Source organism: Bradyrhizobium sp. GW821-FHT12B03 (assembly GCF_058807535.1).
Genome location: NZ_JBXAQU010000006.1, coordinates 316,927 through 338,997 on the forward strand (window position 1 = coordinate 316,927; position 22,071 = coordinate 338,997).

The following is a 22,071-nucleotide window of genomic DNA, read 5'->3' on the forward strand; positions in this document are numbered from 1 at the left end:
CCTTGTTACGACTTCACCCCAGTCGCTGACCCTACCGTGGCCGGCTGCCTCCCTTGCGGGTTAGCGCACCGTCTTCAGGTAAAACCAACTCCCATGGTGTGACGGGCGGTGTGTACAAGGCCCGGGAACGTATTCACCGTGGCGTGCTGATCCACGATTACTAGCGATTCCAACTTCATGGGCTCGAGTTGCAGAGCCCAATCCGAACTGAGACGGCTTTTTGAGATTTGCGAAGGGTCGCCCCTTAGCATCCCATTGTCACCGCCATTGTAGCACGTGTGTAGCCCAGCCCGTAAGGGCCATGAGGACTTGACGTCATCCCCACCTTCCTCGCGGCTTATCACCGGCAGTCTCCTTAGAGTGCTCAACTAAATGGTAGCAACTAAGGACGGGGGTTGCGCTCGTTGCGGGACTTAACCCAACATCTCACGACACGAGCTGACGACAGCCATGCAGCACCTGTGTTCCAGGCTCCGAAGAGAAGGTCACATCTCTGCGACCGGTCCTGGACATGTCAAGGGCTGGTAAGGTTCTGCGCGTTGCGTCGAATTAAACCACATGCTCCACCGCTTGTGCGGGCCCCCGTCAATTCCTTTGAGTTTTAATCTTGCGACCGTACTCCCCAGGCGGAATGCTTAAAGCGTTAGCTGCGCCACTAGTGAGTAAACCCACTAACGGCTGGCATTCATCGTTTACGGCGTGGACTACCAGGGTATCTAATCCTGTTTGCTCCCCACGCTTTCGTGCCTCAGCGTCAGTATCGGGCCAGTGAGCCGCCTTCGCCACTGGTGTTCTTGCGAATATCTACGAATTTCACCTCTACACTCGCAGTTCCACTCACCTCTCCCGAACTCAAGATCTTCAGTATCAAAGGCAGTTCTGGAGTTGAGCTCCAGGATTTCACCCCTGACTTAAAGACCCGCCTACGCACCCTTTACGCCCAGTGATTCCGAGCAACGCTAGCCCCCTTCGTATTACCGCGGCTGCTGGCACGAAGTTAGCCGGGGCTTATTCTTGCGGTACCGTCATTATCTTCCCGCACAAAAGAGCTTTACAACCCTAGGGCCTTCATCACTCACGCGGCATGGCTGGATCAGGGTTGCCCCCATTGTCCAATATTCCCCACTGCTGCCTCCCGTAGGAGTTTGGGCCGTGTCTCAGTCCCAATGTGGCTGATCATCCTCTCAGACCAGCTACTGATCGTCGCCTTGGTAGGCCATTACCCTACCAACTAGCTAATCAGACGCGGGCCGATCTTTCGGCGATAAATCTTTCCCCGTAAGGGCTTATCCGGTATTAGCACAAGTTTCCCTGTGTTGTTCCGAACCAAAAGGTACGTTCCCACGCGTTACTCACCCGTCTGCCGCTGACGTATTGCTACGCCCGCTCGACTTGCATGTGTTAAGCCTGCCGCCAGCGTTCGCTCTGAGCCAGGATCAAACTCTCAAGTTGGACTTGAACTTTGAACCGGCTGATCACAACGTTTGACGAGGTCCCACCATTGTCGACCGAAATCGACTTGCTGCCTGCGATTCACATCGCGGGCAACGATGGTGTTTCCTTGAAAACGTGTACCGCCGAAGTCTTTCGTCCCCTCTCAGTACTCAAAAGCCGAAGCTCTTCAGTATCCGAGAGGCGCAAGGACTCCGCCGTCCACGTTTCTCTTTCTTCATCTTCACTTGTCAAACAGCCCGGGACCGTGGAGGCCCCAACCTTCCAGAGAGGAAGGGTTCCGACACCCTTACCGACGATGGATGAACTCCAACCGACTGGTGTCGGCTGTTGTGTCACTCAACAAGGTGAGGAGCATCAGTGGCGCGTTCGCTCGCCTTGGTCAGTGACCCGGCGGCGCCGCGCTCAGTGGTTGGGGTTATAGGCCCCACCTTCCGGGCTGTCAACGCCAATCGTCAACAAAACGTCGCACAGTGGATTGTCGAAAAAATTCCAGCGATTCCAGTCGATTAGACAGACCGGGGGCGAGCCGGCCGCGCCCGCTCGGCAAAAAATCTCAAAAAAAGTTTGCCCCTCAGGGGGCTCCGGAAGGGCTCCGGAAGCGGTCTTGGGCGCCCTCCCCGGGCGGCCCCGGGCGCGTGCCCCTTCAGGAAACTTTTTCCATATTAGGCGCCGTACTTGAGCCACATTCCCGCGGCGTTCTGATAAGAGACAAGCTTGAATCGCAGGGATGCCAGTGGGGGCTGCCGGCGGTTTGGGTGGGGTCAGAGGAAGGCGATCATCCGATGAAGCGGCCTTCTTCAGACATTCGAGAGACATCGAGAGATCTTTTTCCGCTTAGCTGTTCGTAATTTCGGCCGGCCCGACATCAGGGCCTTCTGACCGCGAACGCCTGTGCGGCTAGCCGTTTCCTGCGATGCCCCTCGAAGAGGGCGGCCAGGAAGGGGCTCGAAAACCGGGCTGGTATGGGCCGGGCTGTATGGACCTCTTGGGTCGTTGATTGGGGGACTTGGGTTGAACCACAGGACGTCACGCGGCGCTTATGGGCGTGAGACCGGGATCATCGATCTCGGCCACGAGCCGCCGCTTTCCGTCGATGGTTCGGAAGCCGCCGTCATCGACCGCCGTCGCGTCTCGGTACAATGGTTCAGCGGAACAATTCTGACCGGACTTTGCGGCGCAGCCCTGATCGGCGGCGCCGTTTTCGCTTCTCTGGACGGCGAGATGACCTTCGCCAAGGTGCCGGAGCGGGTGGAAGGTGCGCTGCGCGGGGCATTTGGCGCAGCTGACCGCGCCGCCACGCTGCACAAGAGCGACCGCCTGCCGCCGCCGAACGAATCGACCGCATCGCGCAACATCGTGCGCGTCTCCACGGTCGCCCGCGTCGGCAATCGCGATGTGATGCGGGTGCGCCCCTTCGTCCGGATCGCCGGCAATCTGTCGATGACGACGAGCGATCTGTCGGCGAAGATTCCGCCCTTCAACGCCCAGCGCCTTCTCACCGACGTCGGCGCCGATCCGAAGACGGCATCGGACGATCCGAACAATCCGGAAGCGGTCGAGCCCGACGCCGAGGTCTCCTTCGTCACCAAGGACCTGTCGGCGGTGCTGCCGAAGGCCAAGATTTCCGCGGTGGTGGCGCTCGACGACATCCTGATGCGGGTGCGCGACGCCGCCAACTGGCGTGGCAATGGCGGGGTGCGCTACGCCTCGCTCGCCAATGCCACCGCCGACGTGTCCGGCGCAACCGGCGGGTCCGACATCAAGATGGCCTACGCCACCGAAGTATCGCCGTCCGATCCCTATGCCGGCTTCGAGACGCGCGTGGTGCCGGAAAACGTCACGCTGCTGCCGAAGACCAAGGAACAGATCACCGGCGGCAATCCGAACGGCGAACGCGTCCATCTGGTCAAGAAGGGCGACAGCGTCGCTTCCGTCCTGCGCGATCTCGGCGCGACGGCCGAGGAGATCAAGGCGATCGCTGCAACGCTCGGCCCGCGCGGCCGCGACGGCGGCCTGAAGGAAGGCGAGAAACTCCGCATCCTGATGGCGCCCGCAAGCCCCGGCGCCCGCCTCCAGCCCTATCGCGTCGTGGTTGCAAACGACACCATGGTCGAGGCGATCGCAGCGCTGTCCGATCTCGGCAAATATGTCGCCGTCGACGTCTCCAGCATGAACACCGTCGCGGACGCTGCGGCCAACGCCAACAGCGACGACGATGACGATGACGATGGCACCGGCGTGCGGCTCTACCAGAGCATCTACGAGACCGCGATCCGCAACAAAGTGCCGATGCCGGTCATCGACGACATGATCAAGATCTACTCCTACGACGTCGATTTCCAGCGCAAGGTGCAGCCGGGCGATTCCTTCGACGTGTTCTATGCCGGCGAAGAAGAGGGCGTGACGTCGAGCGAAAAGAACGACGTGCTGTTCGCCTCGCTCACGGTCGGCGGCGAGACCAAGAAATACTACCGCTTCCAGAGCCCCGACGACGGCCTCGTCGATTACTATGACGAGACCGGCAAGAGCGCGAAGAAGTTCCTGGTCAGGAAACCGGTCAACAACGCCATCATGCGCTCCGGCTTCGGCGGCCGCCGCCATCCGATCCTGGGCTATGTGAAGATGCACACCGGCGTCGACTGGGCCACCACCTACGGCACGCCGATCTTCGCCTCCGGCAACGGCGTGATCGAGAAGGCCGGCCCCGAGGGTGGCTACGGCAAGTACATCCGCATCAAGCACAACAACGGCTACGAGACCGCCTACGGCCACATGTCGGCCTTCGCCAAGGGCATGGAGCCGGGCAAGAAGGTCCGGCAAGGCCAGGTGATCGGCTTCGTCGGTTCGACCGGCGCGTCGACCGGCCCGCATGTCCATTACGAAATCCTGGTCAATGGCCGCTTCGTCGATCCGCTGCGCGTGAAGCTGCCGCGCGGCCGCTCGCTGGAAGGCCCGATGCTCGCCGGCTTCGAGAAAGAGCGCGACCGGCTCGACGGCATGATGAGCGGCCGGGGCGGCGCCATCGCCCGCATCTCGGATGCGACCGGCGGACCGCTGCAGGTCACCAACCGGTAAGCCGGCAACCTGCCGACATCGTCCGGACATCTGCACAAACACGATTTGGATGCGATACGGGCCGACGCCGCCTCGTTGCGTCACGACATCAAGTTTCGTTTGCCAAAGCCCGATGAGAGGCGAATACTTTCCAAAAAACGGGAGGTCTCGCCATGAAGAACAGGCTCGCCTGCGCGGCCCTGGTTGCTGCGGTTTTCTCCATCACGAACGCATCGGCCGAAACCTCAGCTGAGACTTGGGAGGTCACGAAACTCGTCCCGGGCTCGGCGTTCCATGGCGTGCACGGGCTCGGAATCGACAAGGCCGGCCGTCTGTTCGCCGGCAGCGTCGCAGGTGCCGCGCTTTACGAGGTCGACATCGCCGGCGGTACCGCCAAGGTTGCAATTCCCGCTCCGATCGGAATGGCCGACGACATCGCATTCGCGCCCGACGGCACCATGGCCTGGACCGGCTTCCTGGCCGGCGACCTCTATGCGCGCAAGGGCGACGGCCCGATCAAGAAGCTCGCCAGCGGCCTTCCCGGCATCAATTCGCTGGCCTTCCGCAAGGACGGCAGGCTCTACGCCACGACCGTTTTCCTCGGCGACACGCTCTATGAGATCGACGTCGAGGGCGTCAAACCGCCCCGCCAGATCATGGAGAAGATGGGTGGCCTCAACGGCTTCGAGTTCGGTCCCGACGACAAGCTCTACGGTCCGCTCTGGTTCAAGGGACAGGTCGCAAAGGTCGACGTCGACAAGGCCGAGCTGACCGTCGTCGCCGACGGCTTCAAGGTCCCGGCCGCAGTGAATTTCGATTCCAAGGGCAATCTTTTCGTGGTCGACACCGCGCTCGGCCAGCTCGTCCGGGTCGATCCCAAGTCGGGCGCCAAGACCATGGTCGCGCAACTGAAGCCGTCGCTGGACAATCTCGCGATCGACGACAAGGACCGCATCTACGTCTCCAACATGGCCGACAATGGCATCCAGGAGGTCGATCCGGCCACCGGCCAGGCCAAGCAAATCATCATCGGCAAGCTCGCGCTGCCCGGCGGCATCGGCGTCACTTCGGAGAACGGCAAGGACACCATCCACGTTGCCGACGTGTTCGCTTATCGCACGGTGGACGGTGCGACCGGCGAGGTCACCGAGAAGGCGCGCATGCACGCCGCCGGTGTCGACCTCGAATATCCGATGAGCGCGACGGCGAAAGGCAACGACGTGATCCTGTCGAGCTGGTTCACCGGCACGGTGCAGGTGATCGACAACAAGACCGGCGCCACGCGCGACATGCTGCACGGCTTCAAGGCGCCGCATGACGCGATCGTGCTCGACGACGGCAGCATCCTGGTGGCCGAGCTCGGCACCAAATCGCTGGTCCGCGTCAGCGGCGAGCACGGCAAGGACCGCACCACGCTGGTCGGCGGCCTCGAGGGTCCGGTCGGGCTGGTCGCCGGATCGGGCGGCGACGTCTATGTCACCGAGGCCTTTGCGGGCATCGTGTCCAAGATCGAGAAAAACGGCGAGAAGACCGTGATCGCCAAGGACCTGAAAATGCCCGAAGGCCTCGCACGCAGCAGCGGCGGCAAGCTGGTCGTGGCGGAGGTCGGCGCCGGCCGGCTGATCGAGATCGCGCCGGAGAGCGGCAAGGTCACCGAGATCGCCGCCAACCTCCCGATCGGCCTGACGGGCGCCCCCGGCGGCCTGCCGACGCATATTCCGACGGGCGTCGCCATCGGCGCGAGCGGGGTGATCTACTTCACCTCGGACCTCGAGAATGCGATCTACAAGGCGGTGAGAAAGTAGGGTCTGCCGACGGAATCCGGCTGCGCGGGGGAACCGGTTCGCCGGTCCCCGGTTAGACGCTGACGGAAGCCGACCAGCAGGAGGATGGCCCCATGACCCGCCTCTCACGCGACGATGTGGTCAAGTCCGTCGACCGAGCCGACGACGTCACGATTGCGCAAATCATCGGAACCGGTGCGACCGTTGAGGAACTCGCCGAGGCCCAGGCCTGGCTCGCCAATGACGAGCCGATGATCAACGATTTGCGGCCGCTGGCGCAGGGCCGCGTCCGCGAGCTCGTGGACATCCTGTCGGACCTCGAAGAGGACGGCGAGGAGGAAGATCCGGCCGAACCGGGCTCAGCGTCCGCAGTCAGCTAGCCGTGCCTGACCAAGAACAATTCGCCCCGGAGAAGCGAACCTCTCCGGGGCGGCTTATCGGTTCAGACGGCGACGACGATCAGTTCAGCTTCCGCTTCGTCACCGGCGCCTCGAACTGGGCGATCTCCGCGGTCTGCGGTGCCTTGCCGTTGAAGGTCAGGACGTTGCCTTCCGAGGAGATCGCGACATTGTCGCCATCCCTGACGTCGCCAGCCAGGATCATCTCGGCGAGCGGGTCCTGGAGATAGCGCTGGATCACGCGCTTGAGCGGCCTTGCGCCATAGGCGGGATCCCAGCCCTTGGCGGCGAGCCAGTCGCGGGCGGCAGCATCGAGCGTCAGCACGATCTTGCGATCGGTCAGGAGCTTCTGGAGCCGTGCGAACTGGATCTCGACGATCCGGCCCATCTCGCTCCGCTGCAAGCGGTGGAACAGGATGATCTCGTCGACGCGGTTGAGGAATTCGGGGCGGAAATGTCCCCGCACCATTCCCATCACCTGCTCGCGCACGGCTGACGTGTCCTCGCCCTCCGGCTGGTTCACCAGATATTCCGAACCGAGGTTCGAGGTCATGATGATCAGCGTGTTGCGGAAGTCGACGGTACGGCCCTGGCCATCGGTCAGGCGGCCGTCGTCGAGCACCTGCAACAGGACGTTGAAGACGTCAGGATGCGCCTTCTCGATCTCGTCGAACAGCACGACCTGGTAAGGCCGGCGCCGCACCGCTTCGGTGAGCGCGCCGCCCTCGTCATAGCCGACATAGCCCGGAGGCGCGCCGATCAGCCGCGAGACCGAATGCTTCTCCATGTATTCGGACATGTCGAGGCGAACCATCGCGGTCTCGTCGTTGAAGAGATACTCGGCGAGCGCCTTGGTCAGCTCGGTCTTGCCGACGCCGGTGGGCCCCAGGAACATGAACGAGCCGGTCGGCCGGTTCGGGTCCTGCAGGCCCGCGCGCGAACGGCGCACGGCGGTCGCGACCGCACGCACGGCCTCGGCCTGGCCGACGACACGGGTGCCGAGCTGCTCCTCCATCTTCAGGAGCTTCTCCTTCTCGCCCTCCAGCATCTTGTCGACGGGCACGCCGGTCCAGCGCGAGACCACCTGCGCGATGTGGTTGGCGGTGACCGCCTCCTCCATCATCTCGCCTGAGGTCTGCGTTGTATTATCCTTGGCCTCGATGTCCGCGAGCTTCTTCTCGAGCTCCGGGATCCGGCCATAGGCCAGCTCGCCAGCCTTCTGGAATTCGCCGCGCCGCTGGGCGTTGGCAAGCTCGACACGCAAGCCGTCGAGCTCGGCCTTCAGCTTCTGGGCATCGGAGAGCTTGTTCTTCTCCGCGCTCCAGCGCGCAGTCAACGCCGCAGACTTCTCCTCGAGCTCGGCAAGGTCCTTCTCCAGCGTCTGGAGCCGGGTCTTGGAGCCGACATCGCTCTCCTTCTTGAGCGCCTCCTGCTCGATCTTGAGCCGGATGATCTCGCGATCCAGCGAATCCAGCTCCTCCGGCTTGGAATCGACCTGCATCTTCAGCCGCGCCGCGGCCTCGTCCATGAGGTCGATCGCCTTGTCCGGCAGGAACCGGTCGGTGATGTAGCGGTTCGACAGCGTCGTGGCGGCCACCAGCGCGGAATCGGTGATCCGCACGCCATGGTGCTGCTCGTACTTGTCCTTCAGCCCGCGCAGGATCGAGATGGTGTCCTCGACCGAGGGCTCGCTGACGAAGATCGGCTGGAAACGCCGCGCCAGCGCCGCGTCCTTCTCGACGTGCTTCTGATACTCGTCGAGCGTGGTCGCGCCGATGCAGTGCAGCTCGCCGCGCGCGAGCGCCGGCTTGAGCAGGTTGGAGGCATCCATCGCGCCGTCGCCCTTGCCCGCGCCGATCAGCGTGTGCATCTCGTCGATGAACAGGATGAAATTGCCCTCGCTCCCGGTTACTTCCTGGAGCACGGCCTTCAGCCGCTCCTCGAACTCGCCGCGGTATTTTGCACCGGCGATCAGCGAGCCGAGATCGAGCGACAGCAGCTTCTTGTCCTTGAGGCTCTCGGGCACGTCGCCGTTGACGATGCGCAGCGCCAGGCCCTCGGCGATGGCGGTCTTGCCGACGCCGGGCTCGCCGATCAGCACGGGGTTGTTCTTGGTCCGGCGCGACAGCACCTGGATCGTGCGGCGGATCTCCTCGTCGCGGCCGATGACCGGATCGAGCTTGCCGTCGCGCGCGGCCTGGGTCAGGTCGCGGGCATATTTCTTCAGGGCGTCATAGGCGTTCTCGGCAGTCGCGGAGTCGGCCGTGCGGCCCTTGCGCAGCGCCTCGATCGCGGCATTGAGGTTTTGCGGGGTGACACCGCCCTTGGCGAGAATCGTGCCGGCCTCGCTGGTCTTCTCCAGCGCAAGACCGAGCAGCAGCCGCTCGACGGTGACAAAGCTGTCGCCGGCCTTCTCGCCGGCCTTTTCGGCCGCGTCGAAGGTGCGGGCCAGTTCGGGCGCCAGATAGATCTGCCCGGCACCGCCGCCGGAGACCTTCGGCACCTTGCCCAGGGCCTCCTCGGTCGCCTTCAAAATTGCGCGGGAATTGCCGCCGGCGCGGTCGATCAGACCGGAAGCCAGCCCCTCATTGTCATCCAGCAGGACTTTCAGGACGTGCAGGGTCGAAAACTGCTGGTGCCCCTCACGCACGGCAAGCGACTGCGCGGACTGGATGAAGCCCCTGGAGCGCTCGGTATACTTCTCGATGTTCATCTTTTCTTTCCCTCGGCCTGCCCATGGAGCCCTCAAAGGCACTCCAAATGGCATCTTCATTGGGTTTCCGATTACCGCATTGACGTTTCTCAACCGGTAACGGTCGTGATTTACCGACGCTGCCGCCGGCCTGAGGCAAATGTGGGAAGCGGTTTGCGGGAGCGAAAGAGGCGACTTCACAATTTCGTGCGCTGAGCCGCCCGCTTGGCGGCCGCCAGCCGAATCCCCTAAGTAGCGGCATGACAGCCAGCCAGACCGCCGAGATCACCGGCCTTTACCGTTACCCGATCAAGGGCCTGACGCCGGAGCCCCTGTTCCGCGTCCGCTTGAGAACCGGCCAGACCCTGCCCGCCGACCGCCGCTACGCCATCGAGAACGGGCCGAGCGGGTTCGATCCCGAGGCACCGGCCTGGAAGCCGAAAATCCAGTTCCTGATGCTGGCGCGCAATGAGCGGCTGGCTTCGCTCGACAGCCGGTTCGAGGACGCAACCAATCGCCTGACCATTCGCAAGAACAGCCAGATCGTCGCCAGCGGCGATCTCGAAACCGCCGCCGGGCGTGCCGCCATCGAGGCGTATTTCAGCGAGAATTTTCAGCCGGAGCTGAAGGGACCGCCGAAAGTGCTGTCCGGCCGCGACCACAGCTTTTCCGACGTCGCCCGCAAGGTCGTGTCGATCATCAATCTCGGCAGCGTCCGCGCCATCGAGACCATGCTCGGCGGCACCGCCGTGCATCCGCTGCGCTTCCGCGCCAATCTCTACGTGAAGGGCTGGCCGGCCTGGTCGGAGCTCGACCTCGTCGGCCAGACGCTCGCGATCGGGCAGGCCCGGTTGCAAGTGGTCAAGCGCATCGTCCGTTGCCCGGCCACCAATGTCGATCCGGAGACCGCCAGGCGCGATCTCGAGATCCCGCCGACGCTCTCGCGCCATCTCGGCCACATGGATTGCGGCATCTATGCCGAGGTGATCGCCGACGGCGAGATCGGCGTCGGGGATGCGGTCGCGGTGGAAGAGCCGAGATTGGTGTGACGCGACGCTTGCTCCACGCATTCCGTCATTGCGAGAAGCGAAGCGACGAAGCAATCCAGACTATTTCCGCGGAGGGATTCTGGATTGCTTCGCTTCGCTCGCAATGACGAGGCAGCACCTCAGTTCGGCATCACATACGCGTAGATCCGGCCGCGCGAGACCGGGGCCTCACGAACGCGGTTGCCGTTGTTGCCGGAGATCATGATCGGGTTGCCCTGCGCGTCGACGCCGGTGATGACGCCGACATGACCGCCCCGGCCGCCGCGCGACATCACCGCGATCGCGCCGACCTGCGGCCCCGAGACACGCGTGCCGTAGTGCGCGAACGAATTCGCCATGTCCGATCCGGTGCCATGGTGGCCGGTTTTCTCGAGCACCATGTTCATGAAGCGCGCGCACCACAGGCTGCCGCGCCCGGTCGGATTGCCGCCGAGATAGCGGCGCGCCTCGGACACGAGACCCGATCCGCCGCCGAAGCCGCCGCTCGTATCCATGTTGCCGGCGTTGCCAATGTCGCCAGCGCTGCTCTTGTTGACAGCGTAGCTCATGTTGGCAGCGCGGCTGATACGGCCAGCGCGGCGCAGGCTTCCGCCGACAGCCATGTCCCCGCCGCCCATGGAGCGCATGTCACCCATGCCGCCACTGTTGGCGTTCGGATCGTAGCTGGCCTGCGTGTTCATGAATCCGCCGGCCTGCAGCTGCGCCGCGCTGCGCTCGAAGCGCGAGCTGCGCGCATGATGCCGGTAGTGATAGTGATGATGTCTGCTGGCGTGATGCGCGTAAGCGTGCCGCTCTGCGCTATGACGATGAGGCCGTGCCGAGGCCGGAGACGAGAACGCGGCGACCGCCGCGAAGAACAGCGCCAGCGCGACAACACAACGCGACAGGCGAGACGCAAACAACTCGAACATTCTTCATCCTTCGTTGACACCCCACTTCCCAGTCGGCCCGTGCACGGCCGACATCCGTCTGGCCGTTAAGCCGCCCGATGTGGCGAGAAAAAGACGCCAGACCCGCGAATGGCTGCGATGAATTTGCGCCGGTGCTCGCCATGCTGCCGCATTGCGGACAACAACATTAACTGCGATCCTGCAATTGCGGCTTGAAGAGAGGGAAACAGTTAATGCCCCACGCCACGACCAGGGACGACGTCCGCATCTATTTCGAGGAAGCGGGTCAGGGAACACCGATCATCTTCCTGCACGAGTTCGCGGCCGACTACACCAATTGGGAGCCGCAGATGCGCTACTTCGCGCGCAGCCACCGCTGCATCACCTATTCGGCGCGCGGCTACACGCCGTCGGACGTGCCATCGGGCGAGGTCTACACCTACAAACATTTCTACACCGATGCGCTCGCCGTGCTCGATCATCTCAAGATCGAGCGCGCGCATCTCGTCGGTCTCTCGATGGGCGCCTATTCGTCGCTCCAGATCGGACTGAACGCGCCGCAGCGCGCGCTGTCGATGACGCTGGCCGGCGTCGGCTCCGGCTCGGAGCTCGAAAATCTCGACGCCTGGCGCAAGCAATGCCGCGCCAATGCCGAGCAGTTCGAGACGCTGGGCTCGGCGGAAGTCGCAAAAGTCACGCGCGAGGCGCCGAGCCGGATTCCCTTCCTGGTGAAGGACCCGCGCGGCCACGCCGATTTCTACGCCGCGCTGGCGCGGCACGATGCCAAGGGATCGGCGAGCACGATGCGCGGCTTCCAGGGCGGCCGCCCCTCGATCTACACCATGACGGACGCGATCAGGAGCGTCGCAACGCCGGCGCTGATCATCTGCGGCGACGAGGACGATCCCTGCGTCGGGGCGAGCCTATTCCTGAAGAAGCATCTGCCGGCGGCAGGTCTCGCGATGTTTCCGAAGTCGGGCCACGTGCTCAACCTCGAAGAGCCCGCGCTGTTCAACGAGACGGTTGAGCGCTTCGTTAAACTGGTGGAGGCCGAGCGCTGGCCGGGCCGTGATCGGCGATCGCTGACCAACAATTAGGCAGTGTGCACGGACGGGCTCGCTGCGCGCGCACCATCTCCGACTGCAAAGATTTCCCGATGTGGCAAGGCGACAACAGCTAAGCCCCGCCAAATGTGTTCCTATGCCGATCGATTTTGTTAGCGTCGTTGATTCCACCCTTTGCACCAAGCGTGGCACCCAAGCGTGCCGATCTGGAATTTCCAGCAATGAGACCGACCAACCTCTCAGCTGCGATCCTGCTTGCATCCACATTCGCGGCGTCAGCCGCCGACCTTCCCGTCAAATACAAGGCGCCTCCGCCGGCGCTGTGGAGCTGGAGCGGCCTCTATGCCGGCGTCAATGCCGGCTATAGTTTCGGCCGGGATTCGTTCAGCCAGGACCTGATCGATCGTGGCTTCACGCAGCAGCTTCCGGGACGGGTTCTGCCGACGGGAGCCATCTTCGGCGGGCAGCTCGGATATAATTGGCAGGCCGGCCGCTGGGTGTGGGGGCTCGAGGGCGACCTGCAATGGAGCGGCCAGCGCGGCGACGCCTGCGGCGGCGACACCTGCACCCAAAACTTCAACCCGGAAGTCGCGGCAGAGCTGTTTCGCCATGAAGTTCAATGGTTCACGACGGTGCGCGGCCGAATCGGCATCGCCAATGGAGGGACCCTGCTGTACCTGACCGGCGGCGCGGCTTGGGCCGGCGTCAAGGAAACGGCGAGCGAGCAGCGTGACGACGCGATCGCCTCCTCGATCGTGCGCAGTGTGGTCGGCGGCTGGGTGCTGGGCGGCGGCATCGAGGGACAGCTGTCGCAGGGATGGACGGTAAAGCTCGAATATCTGCATCTCGACCTCGGAGCCACGAGCTCCACAGCCCGATACGCGGCGGCGACGCAATTGGTCGCCTTCGACATGGTCAACCGCACCAATAGCCGCTTCACCGACAACATCGTTCGCGTCGGCGTGAATCACCGGCTGCTGGATGGCGTGGCGGCTGGCGTGCCCCAGACCGATCCGGCCATGCTGGCATGGCGATGGAACGGACTCTACGGCGGCCTGAACGCCGGATACGGAGCCGGCAATACCGCGTTCAAGCAGTTCAACTTCATCGATCCGGCGATTCCGCCGGCGGCGGGCGAGCTCACCCATTACACATCATCGTTCGCGCCGCAGCGGTTCTCGCCGCAAGGCGCGCTCGCGGGCGGCCAGCTCGGCTACAACTGGCAGGTCGACCGCGTCGTCCTCGGCCTCGAAGGCGATGCGCAATGGAGCGGCCAGAAGGACACCGCCTGCGCCGACAGCTGCACCGTTCCCGGCTTCATCGACAAGGTGACCCAGCGCTTCAACTGGTTCGGCACGGTGCGCGGCCGGCTCGGCTGGGCCGAACGCGGCTATCTCCTCTACGTCACCGGTGGCGCGGCCTTCGCCGAGATCGAGGAGACCGACCAATTCGGCGCCCTGGTGTCACATTTCAAGCGGACCAAGACCGGTTGGGTGGCGGGCGGCGGCCTGGAGGCCTGGTTGACGGGGAGATGGACCGGCAAGGTCGAATATTTGCACGCCGACCTCGGCAGTATCAGCAACGATTTTCCGACCGGGGATCCCGTGTTCGTATCGATCGGCACCCGGTCCAGCGTCCGTAACGACATCGTTCGCGTCGGCTTGAACTACAAGCTGCTGGACTGACCGTCGCGGCGGCCGGTGCTGGCCGGCCCCCAGGTTCGCTATCGGCTGCGAGCGTTATTTCCCTCCGCTGCGCGTGAGCAGAAACACGCCCTGCTCGCCGAACAGATTCCACACCCACCACGGCATCCGCAGCCGCAGCGGGCGGCCGTAGAGGTCGAGCGCTTCGGCGCGCTCCATCTTGACGTGGATCTCGTCACAGAGCTCGACGAAGTCCTTGATGGTGCAGAAGTGGATGTTGGCGGTGTCGTACCAGCTTGCCGGCAGATTCTCCGTGCGCGGCATGTGGCCGCCGACCAGGAGTTGAAGCCGCATCCGCCAGAAGCCGAAGTTCGGGAACGAGACGATGGCGCGGCGGCCGATGCGCAAAAGATTCTCCAGCACCACCTTCGGCTGCCGCGTCGCCTGCAGCGTCTGCGACAGGATCACGTAATCGAACGCGTCGTCCGGATAGTTCACGAGGTCGGTGTCGGCATCGCCCTGCACGACAGCAAGGCCCTTGGCGACGCAGCGGTTGACGCCCTCGCGCGACAATTCGATACCGCGGCCGTCGATGCCGCGCGTCTCCAGCAGCTGGAGCAGATCGCCGTCGCCGCAGCCGACGTCGAGCACTTTCGAGCCAGGCTTGACCATCCCGGCGACCAGCAGATGATCGGCGCGAAACTGGCCGGGCTGCTCCGACGCAAGGCCGCCGAGCGGCAGCACTTCCTGCACTGACATCCTAGCCACCCTTGCTGCTGAGACCGCGCGCCTTGCCTGCCGATTGCAGGAAGGCGCGGGAGATATCGAAGAATTCGGGCACGTCGAGCAGGAAGGCGTCATGGCCGCGATCGGTCTCGATCTCGGCGAACGACACCCGCGCGCTCGACGCATTCAGCGCATGCACCAGCGCGCGCGATTCCGAGGTCGGGAACAGCCAGTCGCTGGTGAAGGAGACCACGCAGAAGCGGGTCTGGATATCGGCGAACGCCTTTGCGAGCACGCCGCCATGGTCGCCGGCGATGTCGAAATAGTCCATCGCGCGCGTGAGGTAGAGATAGGAGTTGGCATCGAAGCGCTCGACGAAAGAAGAGCCCTGGTAGCGCAGATAGGACTCGACCTGGAAGTCGGCGTCGAACGAGAAGGTCGGCAGCTCGCGATCCTGCATGCGCCGGCCGAACTTGCGATGCAGTGCGGCGTCCGACAGGTAAGTGATGTGCGCGGCCATGCGCGCGACCGCGAGACCGCGATGCGGATGGATGCCGTGATCGGCATAGCCGCCATTGTGCCAGTCGGGATCGGCCATCACGGCCTGGCGGCCGAGTTCGTGGAAGGCGATATTCTGCGCCGAGTGGCGCGTCGAGCAGGCGATCGCCAGTGCGGAGTAAACGCGCTTGGGATAGGCCGCGGTCCATTGCAGCACCTGCATGCCGCCCATCGAGCCGCCGACGACCGCGAACAGCGTGTCGATGCCGAGCCGATCGATCAGCATCGCCTGCGCGCGCACTATGTCGGGAATGGTGATGACGGGGAAATCCAGCCCCCACACCTTGCCGGTCGCCGGATTGATCGAGGCCGGCCCGGTCGAGCCCATGCAGCCGCCGATCACGTTGGAGCAGATGATGAAGTATTGGCTGGGATCGAGCGGACGGCCCGCGCCGACCAATGTTTCCCACCAGCCGGGCTTGCCGGTGACGGGGTGCACATTGGCGACATGCTGGTCACCGGTCAGCGCATGACAGATCAGGATGGCGTTGGAGCGGTCCGCGTTGAGTTCGCCATAGGTCTGGTAGGCGATCTGGAACGGCGAAAGATCGATCCCGCAATCGAGCGGCAGCGGCTGATCAGCGCCGAAATGCGCGACCAGCGAACTCGGATGATCCACCTCGTGCGAGCGCTCATCGGCACTGATCGCGGGACTCGGAAGCGACGTGACGCCAACCATCTGACCATCGACCTCATTTGCGATCGGACTTCAGATCGCAGTGACATCAGGCCATGAAAAACCCGGCCTGAACGATAGGTTCGGCCGGGATCGAAAGCGTCCCCGGCCTGTTTAGCGAGTTTTTTAACGTGGCTGCAAGCCGGCCGGCTCAAATGACCACGGAACAGGCAAAATCTACTGTCTTGGGCGGTTTTCGTCAAGCCGCGGTCCGGATTGACCAAATTCCTCTCTGCACCGTCAGCTCGAATGGCCGTCATTTCTCTTTGCTTTCGCCGCCCCGACTGCCTAATCAGGACACCGATCGCAGCGGATCCGGCCTGATGGATCCGCATTGGAACGCCTCTCAACGCCCTTGCCAGATATGTCCCAACGTCCGCCCGCGCCACCGTCATTGCAGGAATTGCGCAAGGAGATCGACGAGATCGACGAGGGCATGCATCGCCTCCTGATGAAGCGCGGCGACATCATCGACCGCCTGATCCAGGTGAAGCAGACCCAGGAGGTCGGCTCGGCGTTCCGGCCGGCGCGCGAGGCCGACATGATGCGGCGGATCGTGGAACGCCATCGCGGCATCCTGCCGCTCGACACGGTCGAGAGCATCTGGCGCGTCATCATCGCGACGTTCACTTACGTGCAGGCACCGTTCGCGGTGCATGCCGACATCTCGGCGAGCGAGCCCGCGATGCGCGATTCCGTGCGATTCCATTTCGGCTTCACCGTGCCTTACGTCGCGCATTTCAGCGCGCAGGCGGCGGTCGAGGCGGTGGCGAAATCCAAGGGCGATCTGGCGCTGGTCTCGGCCACCTCCAGCCGCACTCCGTGGTGGCTGGAGCTGGAAGCGGAAGGCGCACCGAAGATCATCGCGCGGATGCCCTTCGTCGAACGCGCCGACCATCCGGCCGCACTCCCCGTGTTCGCGATCTCGCGCGTCGCCGACAGTGCCCTGGTGACGGAGGTCGAGACCTTCAGCGTGCGCGTCTCGGGGTGGAATGCCGAGATCGCGCGGGCGCTGTCGCCGCTCGCCGACATCGTGGCGGTGCCCGATACCGCCTTCGACGGCGCGGCGCTGCTGGTCTCGGTCACGAGCGCGAGCAGCATCGACAAGATCAAGGCTGCCCTGATCGAAGCGGGGGCCTCGGTGCGCTCCACGGCCCTCGTCGGCAGCCACGCAACGCGCTATACGGTGCCCCCGACCGGGTCGAAATCGTAAGTCACGAGACGCCTGCCATTCCGGAGTTGAAGATGTCCCGCCCCGTGCCGAACCCCGGCATTCTCGATATTGCGCCCTACACGCCCGGCAAGACCCCGGTGCCGGAGCCGGGCCGCAAGGTGTTCAAGCTCTCGGCCAACGAGACGCCGTTCGGACCCTCGCCCAAGGCGATCGCGGCCTTCAAGAACGTGGCTGATCATCTGGAAGACTATCCGGAAGGCACCTCCCGCGTGCTGCGCGAAGCGATCGGCCGCTCGTTCGGGCTCGACCCCAACCGCATCATCTGCGGCGCCGGCTCGGACGAGATCCTCAACCTGCTCGCCCACACCTATCTCAGCCATGGCGACGAGGCGATCTCGACCACGCACGGCTTCCTGGTCTACCCGATTGCGACCATGGCGGTCGGCGCCAAGAACGTGATCGCGCAGGAGACCAACCTCACCTGCGACGTCGATGCCATCCTCAAGGCGGTGACGCCGAAGACGAAGCTGGTCTGGCTCGCCAATCCGAACAACCCGACCGGCACCTATATTCCGTTCGACGAGGTCAAGCGCCTGCGCGCCGGCCTGCCGTCGCATGTGCTGCTGGTGCTGGATGCCGCCTATTGCGACTACGTCTCCCGTAACGACTACGAGATGGGGATCGAACTGGTCGCCACCACCGAGAACACGGTGGTGACCCACACCTTCTCCAAGATCCACGGCCTCGCCGCGCTGCGCATCGGCTGGATGTTCGGCCCCGAGCACATCATCGACGCCGTCAACCGCATCCGCGGTCCCTTCAACGTATCGACGCCGGCGATGTACGCCGCGGTCGCGGCGATCGAGGACACCGCGCATCAGGCGATGTCGAAGCAGTTCACCGAAACCTGGCGCAACTGGCTGACCGAGGAGATCGGCAAGCTCGGGCTGAAGGTGACGCCGAGCGTCGCCAATTTCGTGCTGATCCACTTTCCGACCGAGAAGGGCAGGACCTCGGATGACGCCGATGCCTTCCTCACCAAGCGCGGCCTCGTGCTGCGCGGCTTGAAGAACTACGGCCTGCCGCATTCCCTGCGCATGACCATCGGCACCGAGGAGGCCAACCGCCTCGTCGTCGAGGGCCTGCGCGACTTCATGGCCGGCAAATGAGCGCGAACCCGCACTTCCAGCGCGTCGCCCTGATCGGCTTCGGCCTGATCGGCGGCTCGATCGCGCGCGCTGCGAAGCTCCAGGGCCTGGCCGGCGAGATCGTCACCACCGCGCGCTCGGAGAAGACGCGCGCGCGGGTGCTCGAGCTCGGCATCGTCGACCGGGTCGTCGCGACCAATGCGGAAGCGGTGAAGGACGCCGATCTCGTCATCCTCTGCATTCCCGTCGGGGCCTGCGGGCCGGTGGCTCAGGAGATCGCCGCGCATCTGAAGCCCGGCGCTGTTATCTCCGACGTCGGCTCCGTGAAGGGCGCGATCGTCAGGGACATGGCGCCGCATCTGCCGAACACCGTTCATTTCGTGCCGGCGCACCCCGTGGCGGGCACCGAGCATTCCGGACCTGACTCCGGCTTCGCCGAGCTCTTCATCAACCGCTGGTGCATCCTCACCCCGCCGGAAGGCGTCGACCCGGCTGCCACCGATCGCCTGCGCGCGTTCTGGGCGGCGATGGGCGCCAAGGTCGAGGTGATGACGCCGGATCATCATGATCTCGTGCTCGCGATCACCAGCCATCTGCCGCATCTGATCGCCTACACCATCGTCGGCACCGCCGACGAGCTGCAACAGGTGACGGAATCGGAAGTCATCAAGTTCTCCGCCGGCGGCTTCCGCGATTTCACCCGCATCGCAGCGTCCGACCCGACGATGTGGCGCGACGTGTTCCTCGCCAACAAGGAGGCCGTGCTGGAGATGCTCGGCACCTTCACCGAGGATCTGGCCAAGCTCACCCGCGCGATCCGGCGCGGCGACGGCGAGGCGCTGTTCGACCACTTCACCCGTACCCGCGCCATCCGTCGCGGCATCGTCGAGATCGGCCAGGATTCGGCGGCGCCCGATTTCGGCCGGCCGCATGCGGCGCTGAAGAAGCCGTAGCGCTTCCTCACTCTCCGTCATGGCCGGGCTTGGCCCGGCCATCCACGGGCATCCACGATCGAAGAGAGACGTGGATGCCCGGGTCAAGCCCGGGCATGACGACAGAGTGTGTGGCCGGCCACCTCGTCCCTAATACAGCGGCGGGATCTGGCCGACCTTGACCGGGCCGAGCAGCACGGCACCGTCGACGAATTTCAGCGGGAAGCTGCGGGCCTTCTTGCCTTCCAGCGTGCTCTCGGTGCCGATCGAGTTGATGCCGGCGGCAACGCCGGCATTGGCGTTCTGCTTGATGACCTTGCCGAGGCCGGGGACGGCGCGGTCGAGCGCGCCGAACAGATTGTTGAGATCCTGCGACTTCACGCCGGGCGCGACGCGGTCGAGCGTTGCCTGCGGCACGCCCTCTTCCAGCATCTTCTCGATGCCCAGCGCCGGGATCACCCGTTCGAGGCCCGTCACCGTCATCTGCAATTCGCCATCGAGCCGGCCATTGGCCGAGAGGCCGAGCGTGCCGGCCGCGACCGCGATCATCTCGCCCTGCTGGATCCGCGACTGCACGATCTCGATATGGCCGCCGGCGGCCTGGATCTCGCGGAAGCGTTGCGGCCATGGCTTTGGCGTGATGTCCGAGAGCCCGGTGATCTTGGCGCGCGTATCCGCCTCGAACGGCTCGGCAAGCAAGGGATGCACGCCCTGGATGCTGCCTTGCGCGACGTGGAGCACGGTCTCGATCACGGGATGATCGGACGGCGATCCGTCCGCGAGCCGCCCGTGCAGCTCGACCTGCTTGGCGCGCGCCAGGGGCACCTGCACGCCGCCGTCGAGACGGTTGACGGTGGGATCGTCGAACACCAGGGAGGCGCGGTCCGGCACCGCCGGCAGGCCGACCACGCTGCTGCGGCCCTTGCTCCAGTTCACCACGAAAGTGTTCTGCGTGACGCCGTCGATCAGCGTTGCCGGCGCCGCGAATTCGGCGATCACAAGCTTGGGATCGTAGACCTGGGCGACGACCAGAATGTTGTCGAGCCTGGCCGTGAACGGCGTCTTGCTCGCATTCTGGGAGACCAGGGCGACACTGGCGCCGGAGCACTGGACCTCGAAGCGGAACGGGAAGCCGGCGATCGAGCGCTTGGCGCAATCATAGATGCGGCCGGACTTGGCCTCCTGCGCACGCCAGGCGTCCGCGGCGATTTCGGCCTGCGATGCCGCATAGAACCAGAAGCAGCTCCACGCGACGGCGAGGATCAGGACGAGAACGGGTGCGATGAAAAGGCCCCAACGGGAGCGCCGGCCTGCGGCAACGGTCATATCGGACATGCGGCGACCCTTTGACCCCAGATGATGGCAAATGTAAGCGAGGTTGGCCTGCTCCGAAAGGCCGAGAATTCGCTTCGCTTGGGAACGCGGTTCTGATAGCCGTGCCCGAAATGTCGGAAATCACCCTCCCCTCCGTCACCACAGCCAAGGGCGACCTCTGGGTGTTCGGCTATGGCTCGCTGATGTGGCGGCCTGGCTTCGAATTCGAGGAGCGCGTCCCGGCGCGACTGGTCGGCGAGCATCGCGCGCTCTGCGTCTATTCCTTCGTGCATCGCGGCACGCCGGAAAAGCCGGGCCTGGTGCTCGGGCTCGACCGCGGCGGCGCCTGCCGCGGCATCGCCTTCCGTGTCGCCGAAAAGAACCGCGCCGACGTCGTCGCCTATTTGCGCGCGCGCGAGCAGGTGACGTCGGTCTATCGCGAGGTGATGCGCTCGGTGTGGCTGGAGAACGATGCGCGGCAACGCGTCTCCGCGCTCGCCTATGTCGTCGACCGCGGCCATGTGCAATATGCTGGCCGGCTGTCGCTCGCCGATCAGCACCGCCACGTGCTCCAGGGTCACGGCCAGTCCGGCGCCAACCGCGACTATGTGACCGCGACGGTGAAGGCGATCGAGGCCGAGGGTTTTCGCGACACGCAACTGCATCAGCTCGCGACCATGCTGCATGGGGACGCGCATTCCCAGCACGCGCCGGCCCCTGCGGAAGATCGAGAGAACCGCTAACTCTCCGACGGCGCGCAGCTCGGCGCGCTGCCGATCAGCTGTTCCTGCTCCTTGCGGCCCGCTTCGACGAGGCGGCCGGTCGCGTCTTCGATCGCCGTTTGCACGCGGGAGAGATACTCGTCCTTCGGCAGGCCCGGTGGCAGCGGATCGAGGAATTCCACCACCAGCGTGCCGGGATAACGCATGAAGGTGCGGCGCGGCCAGAACAGGCCGGAGTTGAGCGCGATCGGCAGGCACTGCACGCCGCAGGACGAATAGATCTGCGCAAAGCCGGTCTTGTAATCGGGCGGTGCACCCGGTGCGCGGCGTGTGCCTTCCGGAAAGATCACGAGCTGGCGGCCGCTGCGCACCGCCTCGCGCGCCCGCCGCGTCATGTCCAGCAGCGCCTTCACGCCGGCCTTGCGGTCGATCGCGATCATCCCGGTCTTGACCAGGAACTGACCGAACACCGGAATCTGCATGAGCTGACGCTTGAGGATGAAGATCGGGCGGTCGAAGAACCCGGGCAGCACGAAGGTTTCCCAGAACGACTGGTGCTTTGCCACGATCACCAGCGGCCCCTTCGGGATCTTCTCCTGCCCGCGGAATTCCACCTTGATGTTGCAGACCACCCGCATCAGGACCAGCGTCGCCTTTGCCCACCATTCCGCGACCGTCAGCATGGCCCGTGGCGGCATTGCAAAGGTCGGCAGCGCCACGATCGCGAGGCACACCAGCACGGCGTAGAACAGCACGTTGAACACGAGCGAGCGCAGGAAAATCAAGAACATC

Annotated in this window: 16 protein-coding genes, 1 rRNA gene and 1 riboswitch (1 of these 18 only partly in view); of the genes, 10 read left to right on the forward strand and 7 right to left on the reverse strand. The window is 64.4% G+C overall.

Annotated elements, in window-relative coordinates:
- Positions 1-1,452, reverse strand: a 16S ribosomal RNA gene (locus tag AC1RUR_RS14905); it reaches 37 nt to the left of the window's first position.
- Between the two features lie 1,014 nt (positions 1,453-2,466).
- Between AC1RUR_RS14905 and AC1RUR_RS14910 the strand changes: the two genes are divergently transcribed.
- The 3 genes from AC1RUR_RS14910 (at position 2,467) to AC1RUR_RS14920 (ending at position 6,673) form a co-directional block, all read left to right on the forward strand.
- The gene (locus tag AC1RUR_RS14910) at positions 2,467-4,530 is read left to right on the forward strand and encodes a peptidoglycan DD-metalloendopeptidase family protein (RefSeq protein WP_492845145.1); all 2,064 of its coding nucleotides are present in this window, start codon (positions 2,467-2,469) and stop codon (positions 4,528-4,530) included.
- A gap of 152 nt (positions 4,531-4,682) precedes the next feature.
- Complete coding sequence (locus AC1RUR_RS14915) at positions 4,683-6,314, forward strand: Vgb family protein (protein WP_492845147.1); 1,632 nt, start codon at positions 4,683-4,685, stop codon at positions 6,312-6,314.
- Between the two features lie 92 nt (positions 6,315-6,406).
- Positions 6,407-6,673: a hypothetical protein gene (locus AC1RUR_RS14920; RefSeq protein WP_492845149.1), complete on the forward strand. Its 267-nt coding sequence runs from the start codon at positions 6,407-6,409 to the stop codon at positions 6,671-6,673.
- 79 nt (positions 6,674-6,752) lie between these two features.
- Here AC1RUR_RS14920 and clpB read toward each other — a convergent pair whose 3' ends face one another.
- Entirely contained in the window at positions 6,753-9,404 is a 2,652-nt protein-coding gene (clpB, locus tag AC1RUR_RS14925; RefSeq protein WP_492845151.1) for an ATP-dependent chaperone ClpB, read from the reverse strand.
- A gap of 239 nt (positions 9,405-9,643) precedes the next feature.
- On the opposite strand from clpB, the gene AC1RUR_RS14930 reads away from it, so the two are divergent.
- Complete coding sequence (locus tag AC1RUR_RS14930; protein WP_492845153.1) at positions 9,644-10,432, forward strand: MOSC domain-containing protein; 789 nt, start codon at positions 9,644-9,646, stop codon at positions 10,430-10,432.
- Positions 10,433-10,551: 119 nt separating this feature from the next.
- Here the strand turns inward: AC1RUR_RS14930 and AC1RUR_RS14935 are convergent, their stop codons facing one another.
- The gene (locus AC1RUR_RS14935) at positions 10,552-11,343 is read right to left on the reverse strand and encodes a TIGR02594 family protein (protein ID WP_492845155.1); all 792 of its coding nucleotides are present in this window, start codon (positions 11,341-11,343) and stop codon (positions 10,552-10,554) included.
- 212 nt (positions 11,344-11,555) lie between these two features.
- Here AC1RUR_RS14935 and AC1RUR_RS14940 point away from each other — a divergent pair, with 212 nt between their 5' ends.
- Entirely contained in the window at positions 11,556-12,419 is an 864-nt protein-coding gene (locus AC1RUR_RS14940; RefSeq protein WP_492845157.1) for an alpha/beta fold hydrolase, read from the forward strand.
- A gap of 188 nt (positions 12,420-12,607) precedes the next feature.
- Positions 12,608-14,071: an outer membrane protein gene (locus AC1RUR_RS14945; protein ID WP_492845159.1), complete on the forward strand. Its 1,464-nt coding sequence runs from the start codon at positions 12,608-12,610 to the stop codon at positions 14,069-14,071.
- Positions 14,072-14,125: 54 nt separating this feature from the next.
- Here AC1RUR_RS14945 and metW read toward each other — a convergent pair whose 3' ends face one another.
- Both metW and metX read right to left on the reverse strand, forming a co-directional pair.
- Positions 14,126-14,788 (reverse strand): methionine biosynthesis protein MetW, encoded by a 663-nt coding sequence (gene metW / locus AC1RUR_RS14950; protein WP_492845161.1) that lies wholly within the window; start codon positions 14,786-14,788, stop codon positions 14,126-14,128.
- Position 14,789: 1 nt separating this feature from the next.
- Positions 14,790-15,992: a homoserine O-acetyltransferase MetX gene (gene metX, locus AC1RUR_RS14955; RefSeq protein WP_492845163.1), complete on the reverse strand. Its 1,203-nt coding sequence runs from the start codon at positions 15,990-15,992 to the stop codon at positions 14,790-14,792.
- Between the two features lie 90 nt (positions 15,993-16,082).
- A riboswitch (SAM riboswitch) is annotated at positions 16,083-16,162 on the reverse strand.
- Between the two features lie 191 nt (positions 16,163-16,353).
- Here metX and AC1RUR_RS14960 point away from each other — a divergent pair.
- Genes AC1RUR_RS14960 through AC1RUR_RS14970 form a run of 3 tightly spaced genes read left to right on the forward strand, consistent with a single transcriptional unit; the run spans position 16,354 to position 19,264 of the window.
- On the forward strand, positions 16,354-17,202 hold the full coding sequence (locus tag AC1RUR_RS14960) for a chorismate mutase (protein WP_492845165.1): 849 nt from the start codon (positions 16,354-16,356) through the stop codon (positions 17,200-17,202).
- A gap of 32 nt (positions 17,203-17,234) precedes the next feature.
- Positions 17,235-18,332 carry a pyridoxal phosphate-dependent aminotransferase gene (locus AC1RUR_RS14965; protein WP_492845167.1) on the forward strand — a complete coding sequence of 366 codons (1,098 nt, stop codon included), beginning with the start codon at positions 17,235-17,237 and terminating at the stop codon, positions 18,330-18,332.
- Positions 18,329-19,264, forward strand: coding sequence for a prephenate/arogenate dehydrogenase family protein (locus AC1RUR_RS14970; protein WP_492845169.1), 936 nt, complete (start codon positions 18,329-18,331; stop codon positions 19,262-19,264). Before AC1RUR_RS14965 ends, AC1RUR_RS14970 begins: the two co-directional genes overlap by 4 nt.
- A 129-nt stretch (positions 19,265-19,393) precedes the next feature.
- Here AC1RUR_RS14970 and AC1RUR_RS14975 read toward each other — a convergent pair whose 3' ends face one another.
- Positions 19,394-20,578 carry a DUF2125 domain-containing protein gene (locus tag AC1RUR_RS14975; RefSeq protein WP_492845171.1) on the reverse strand — a complete coding sequence of 395 codons (1,185 nt, stop codon included), beginning with the start codon at positions 20,576-20,578 and terminating at the stop codon, positions 19,394-19,396.
- A gap of 110 nt (positions 20,579-20,688) precedes the next feature.
- Between AC1RUR_RS14975 and AC1RUR_RS14980 the strand changes: the two genes are divergently transcribed.
- Positions 20,689-21,300, forward strand: coding sequence for a gamma-glutamylcyclotransferase (locus tag AC1RUR_RS14980; RefSeq protein ID WP_492845173.1), 612 nt, complete (start codon positions 20,689-20,691; stop codon positions 21,298-21,300).
- Here the strand turns inward: AC1RUR_RS14980 and AC1RUR_RS14985 are convergent.
- A complete protein-coding gene (locus AC1RUR_RS14985; RefSeq protein WP_492845175.1) occupies positions 21,297-22,070 on the reverse strand; it encodes a lysophospholipid acyltransferase family protein in 774 nt (257 codons plus the stop codon). The genes AC1RUR_RS14980 and AC1RUR_RS14985 overlap by 4 nt on opposite strands.
- Position 22,071 lies beyond the last annotated feature (1 nt).

Excerpts from the sequence above, each read along its gene's own strand:
- metX (WP_492845163.1), bottom strand. The coding sequence starts at position 15,992 with ATGGTTGGCGTCACGTCGCTTCCGAGTCCCGCGATCAGTGCCGATGAG.
- metW (WP_492845161.1), bottom strand. The coding sequence starts at position 14,788 with ATGTCAGTGCAGGAAGTGCTGCCGCTCGGCGGCCTTGCGTCGGAGCAG.
- AC1RUR_RS14920 (WP_492845149.1), top strand. The coding sequence starts at position 6,407 with ATGACCCGCCTCTCACGCGACGATGTGGTCAAGTCCGTCGACCGAGCC.
- clpB (WP_492845151.1), bottom strand. The coding sequence starts at position 9,404 with ATGAACATCGAGAAGTATACCGAGCGCTCCAGGGGCTTCATCCAGTCC.
- AC1RUR_RS14915 (WP_492845147.1), top strand. The coding sequence starts at position 4,683 with ATGAAGAACAGGCTCGCCTGCGCGGCCCTGGTTGCTGCGGTTTTCTCC.
- AC1RUR_RS14945 (WP_492845159.1), top strand. The coding sequence starts at position 12,608 with ATGAGACCGACCAACCTCTCAGCTGCGATCCTGCTTGCATCCACATTC.
- AC1RUR_RS14980 (WP_492845173.1), top strand. The coding sequence starts at position 20,689 with ATGTCGGAAATCACCCTCCCCTCCGTCACCACAGCCAAGGGCGACCTC.
- AC1RUR_RS14935 (WP_492845155.1), bottom strand. The coding sequence starts at position 11,343 with ATGTTCGAGTTGTTTGCGTCTCGCCTGTCGCGTTGTGTTGTCGCGCTG.
- AC1RUR_RS14960 (WP_492845165.1), top strand. The coding sequence starts at position 16,354 with ATGTCCCAACGTCCGCCCGCGCCACCGTCATTGCAGGAATTGCGCAAG.
- AC1RUR_RS14940 (WP_492845157.1), top strand. The coding sequence starts at position 11,556 with ATGCCCCACGCCACGACCAGGGACGACGTCCGCATCTATTTCGAGGAA.
- AC1RUR_RS14970 (WP_492845169.1), top strand. The coding sequence starts at position 18,329 with ATGAGCGCGAACCCGCACTTCCAGCGCGTCGCCCTGATCGGCTTCGGC.
- AC1RUR_RS14930 (WP_492845153.1), top strand. The coding sequence starts at position 9,644 with ATGACAGCCAGCCAGACCGCCGAGATCACCGGCCTTTACCGTTACCCG.
- AC1RUR_RS14985 (WP_492845175.1), bottom strand. The coding sequence starts at position 22,070 with ATGTTCTTGATTTTCCTGCGCTCGCTCGTGTTCAACGTGCTGTTCTAC.
- AC1RUR_RS14965 (WP_492845167.1), top strand. The coding sequence starts at position 17,235 with ATGTCCCGCCCCGTGCCGAACCCCGGCATTCTCGATATTGCGCCCTAC.
- AC1RUR_RS14975 (WP_492845171.1), bottom strand. The coding sequence starts at position 20,578 with ATGTCCGATATGACCGTTGCCGCAGGCCGGCGCTCCCGTTGGGGCCTT.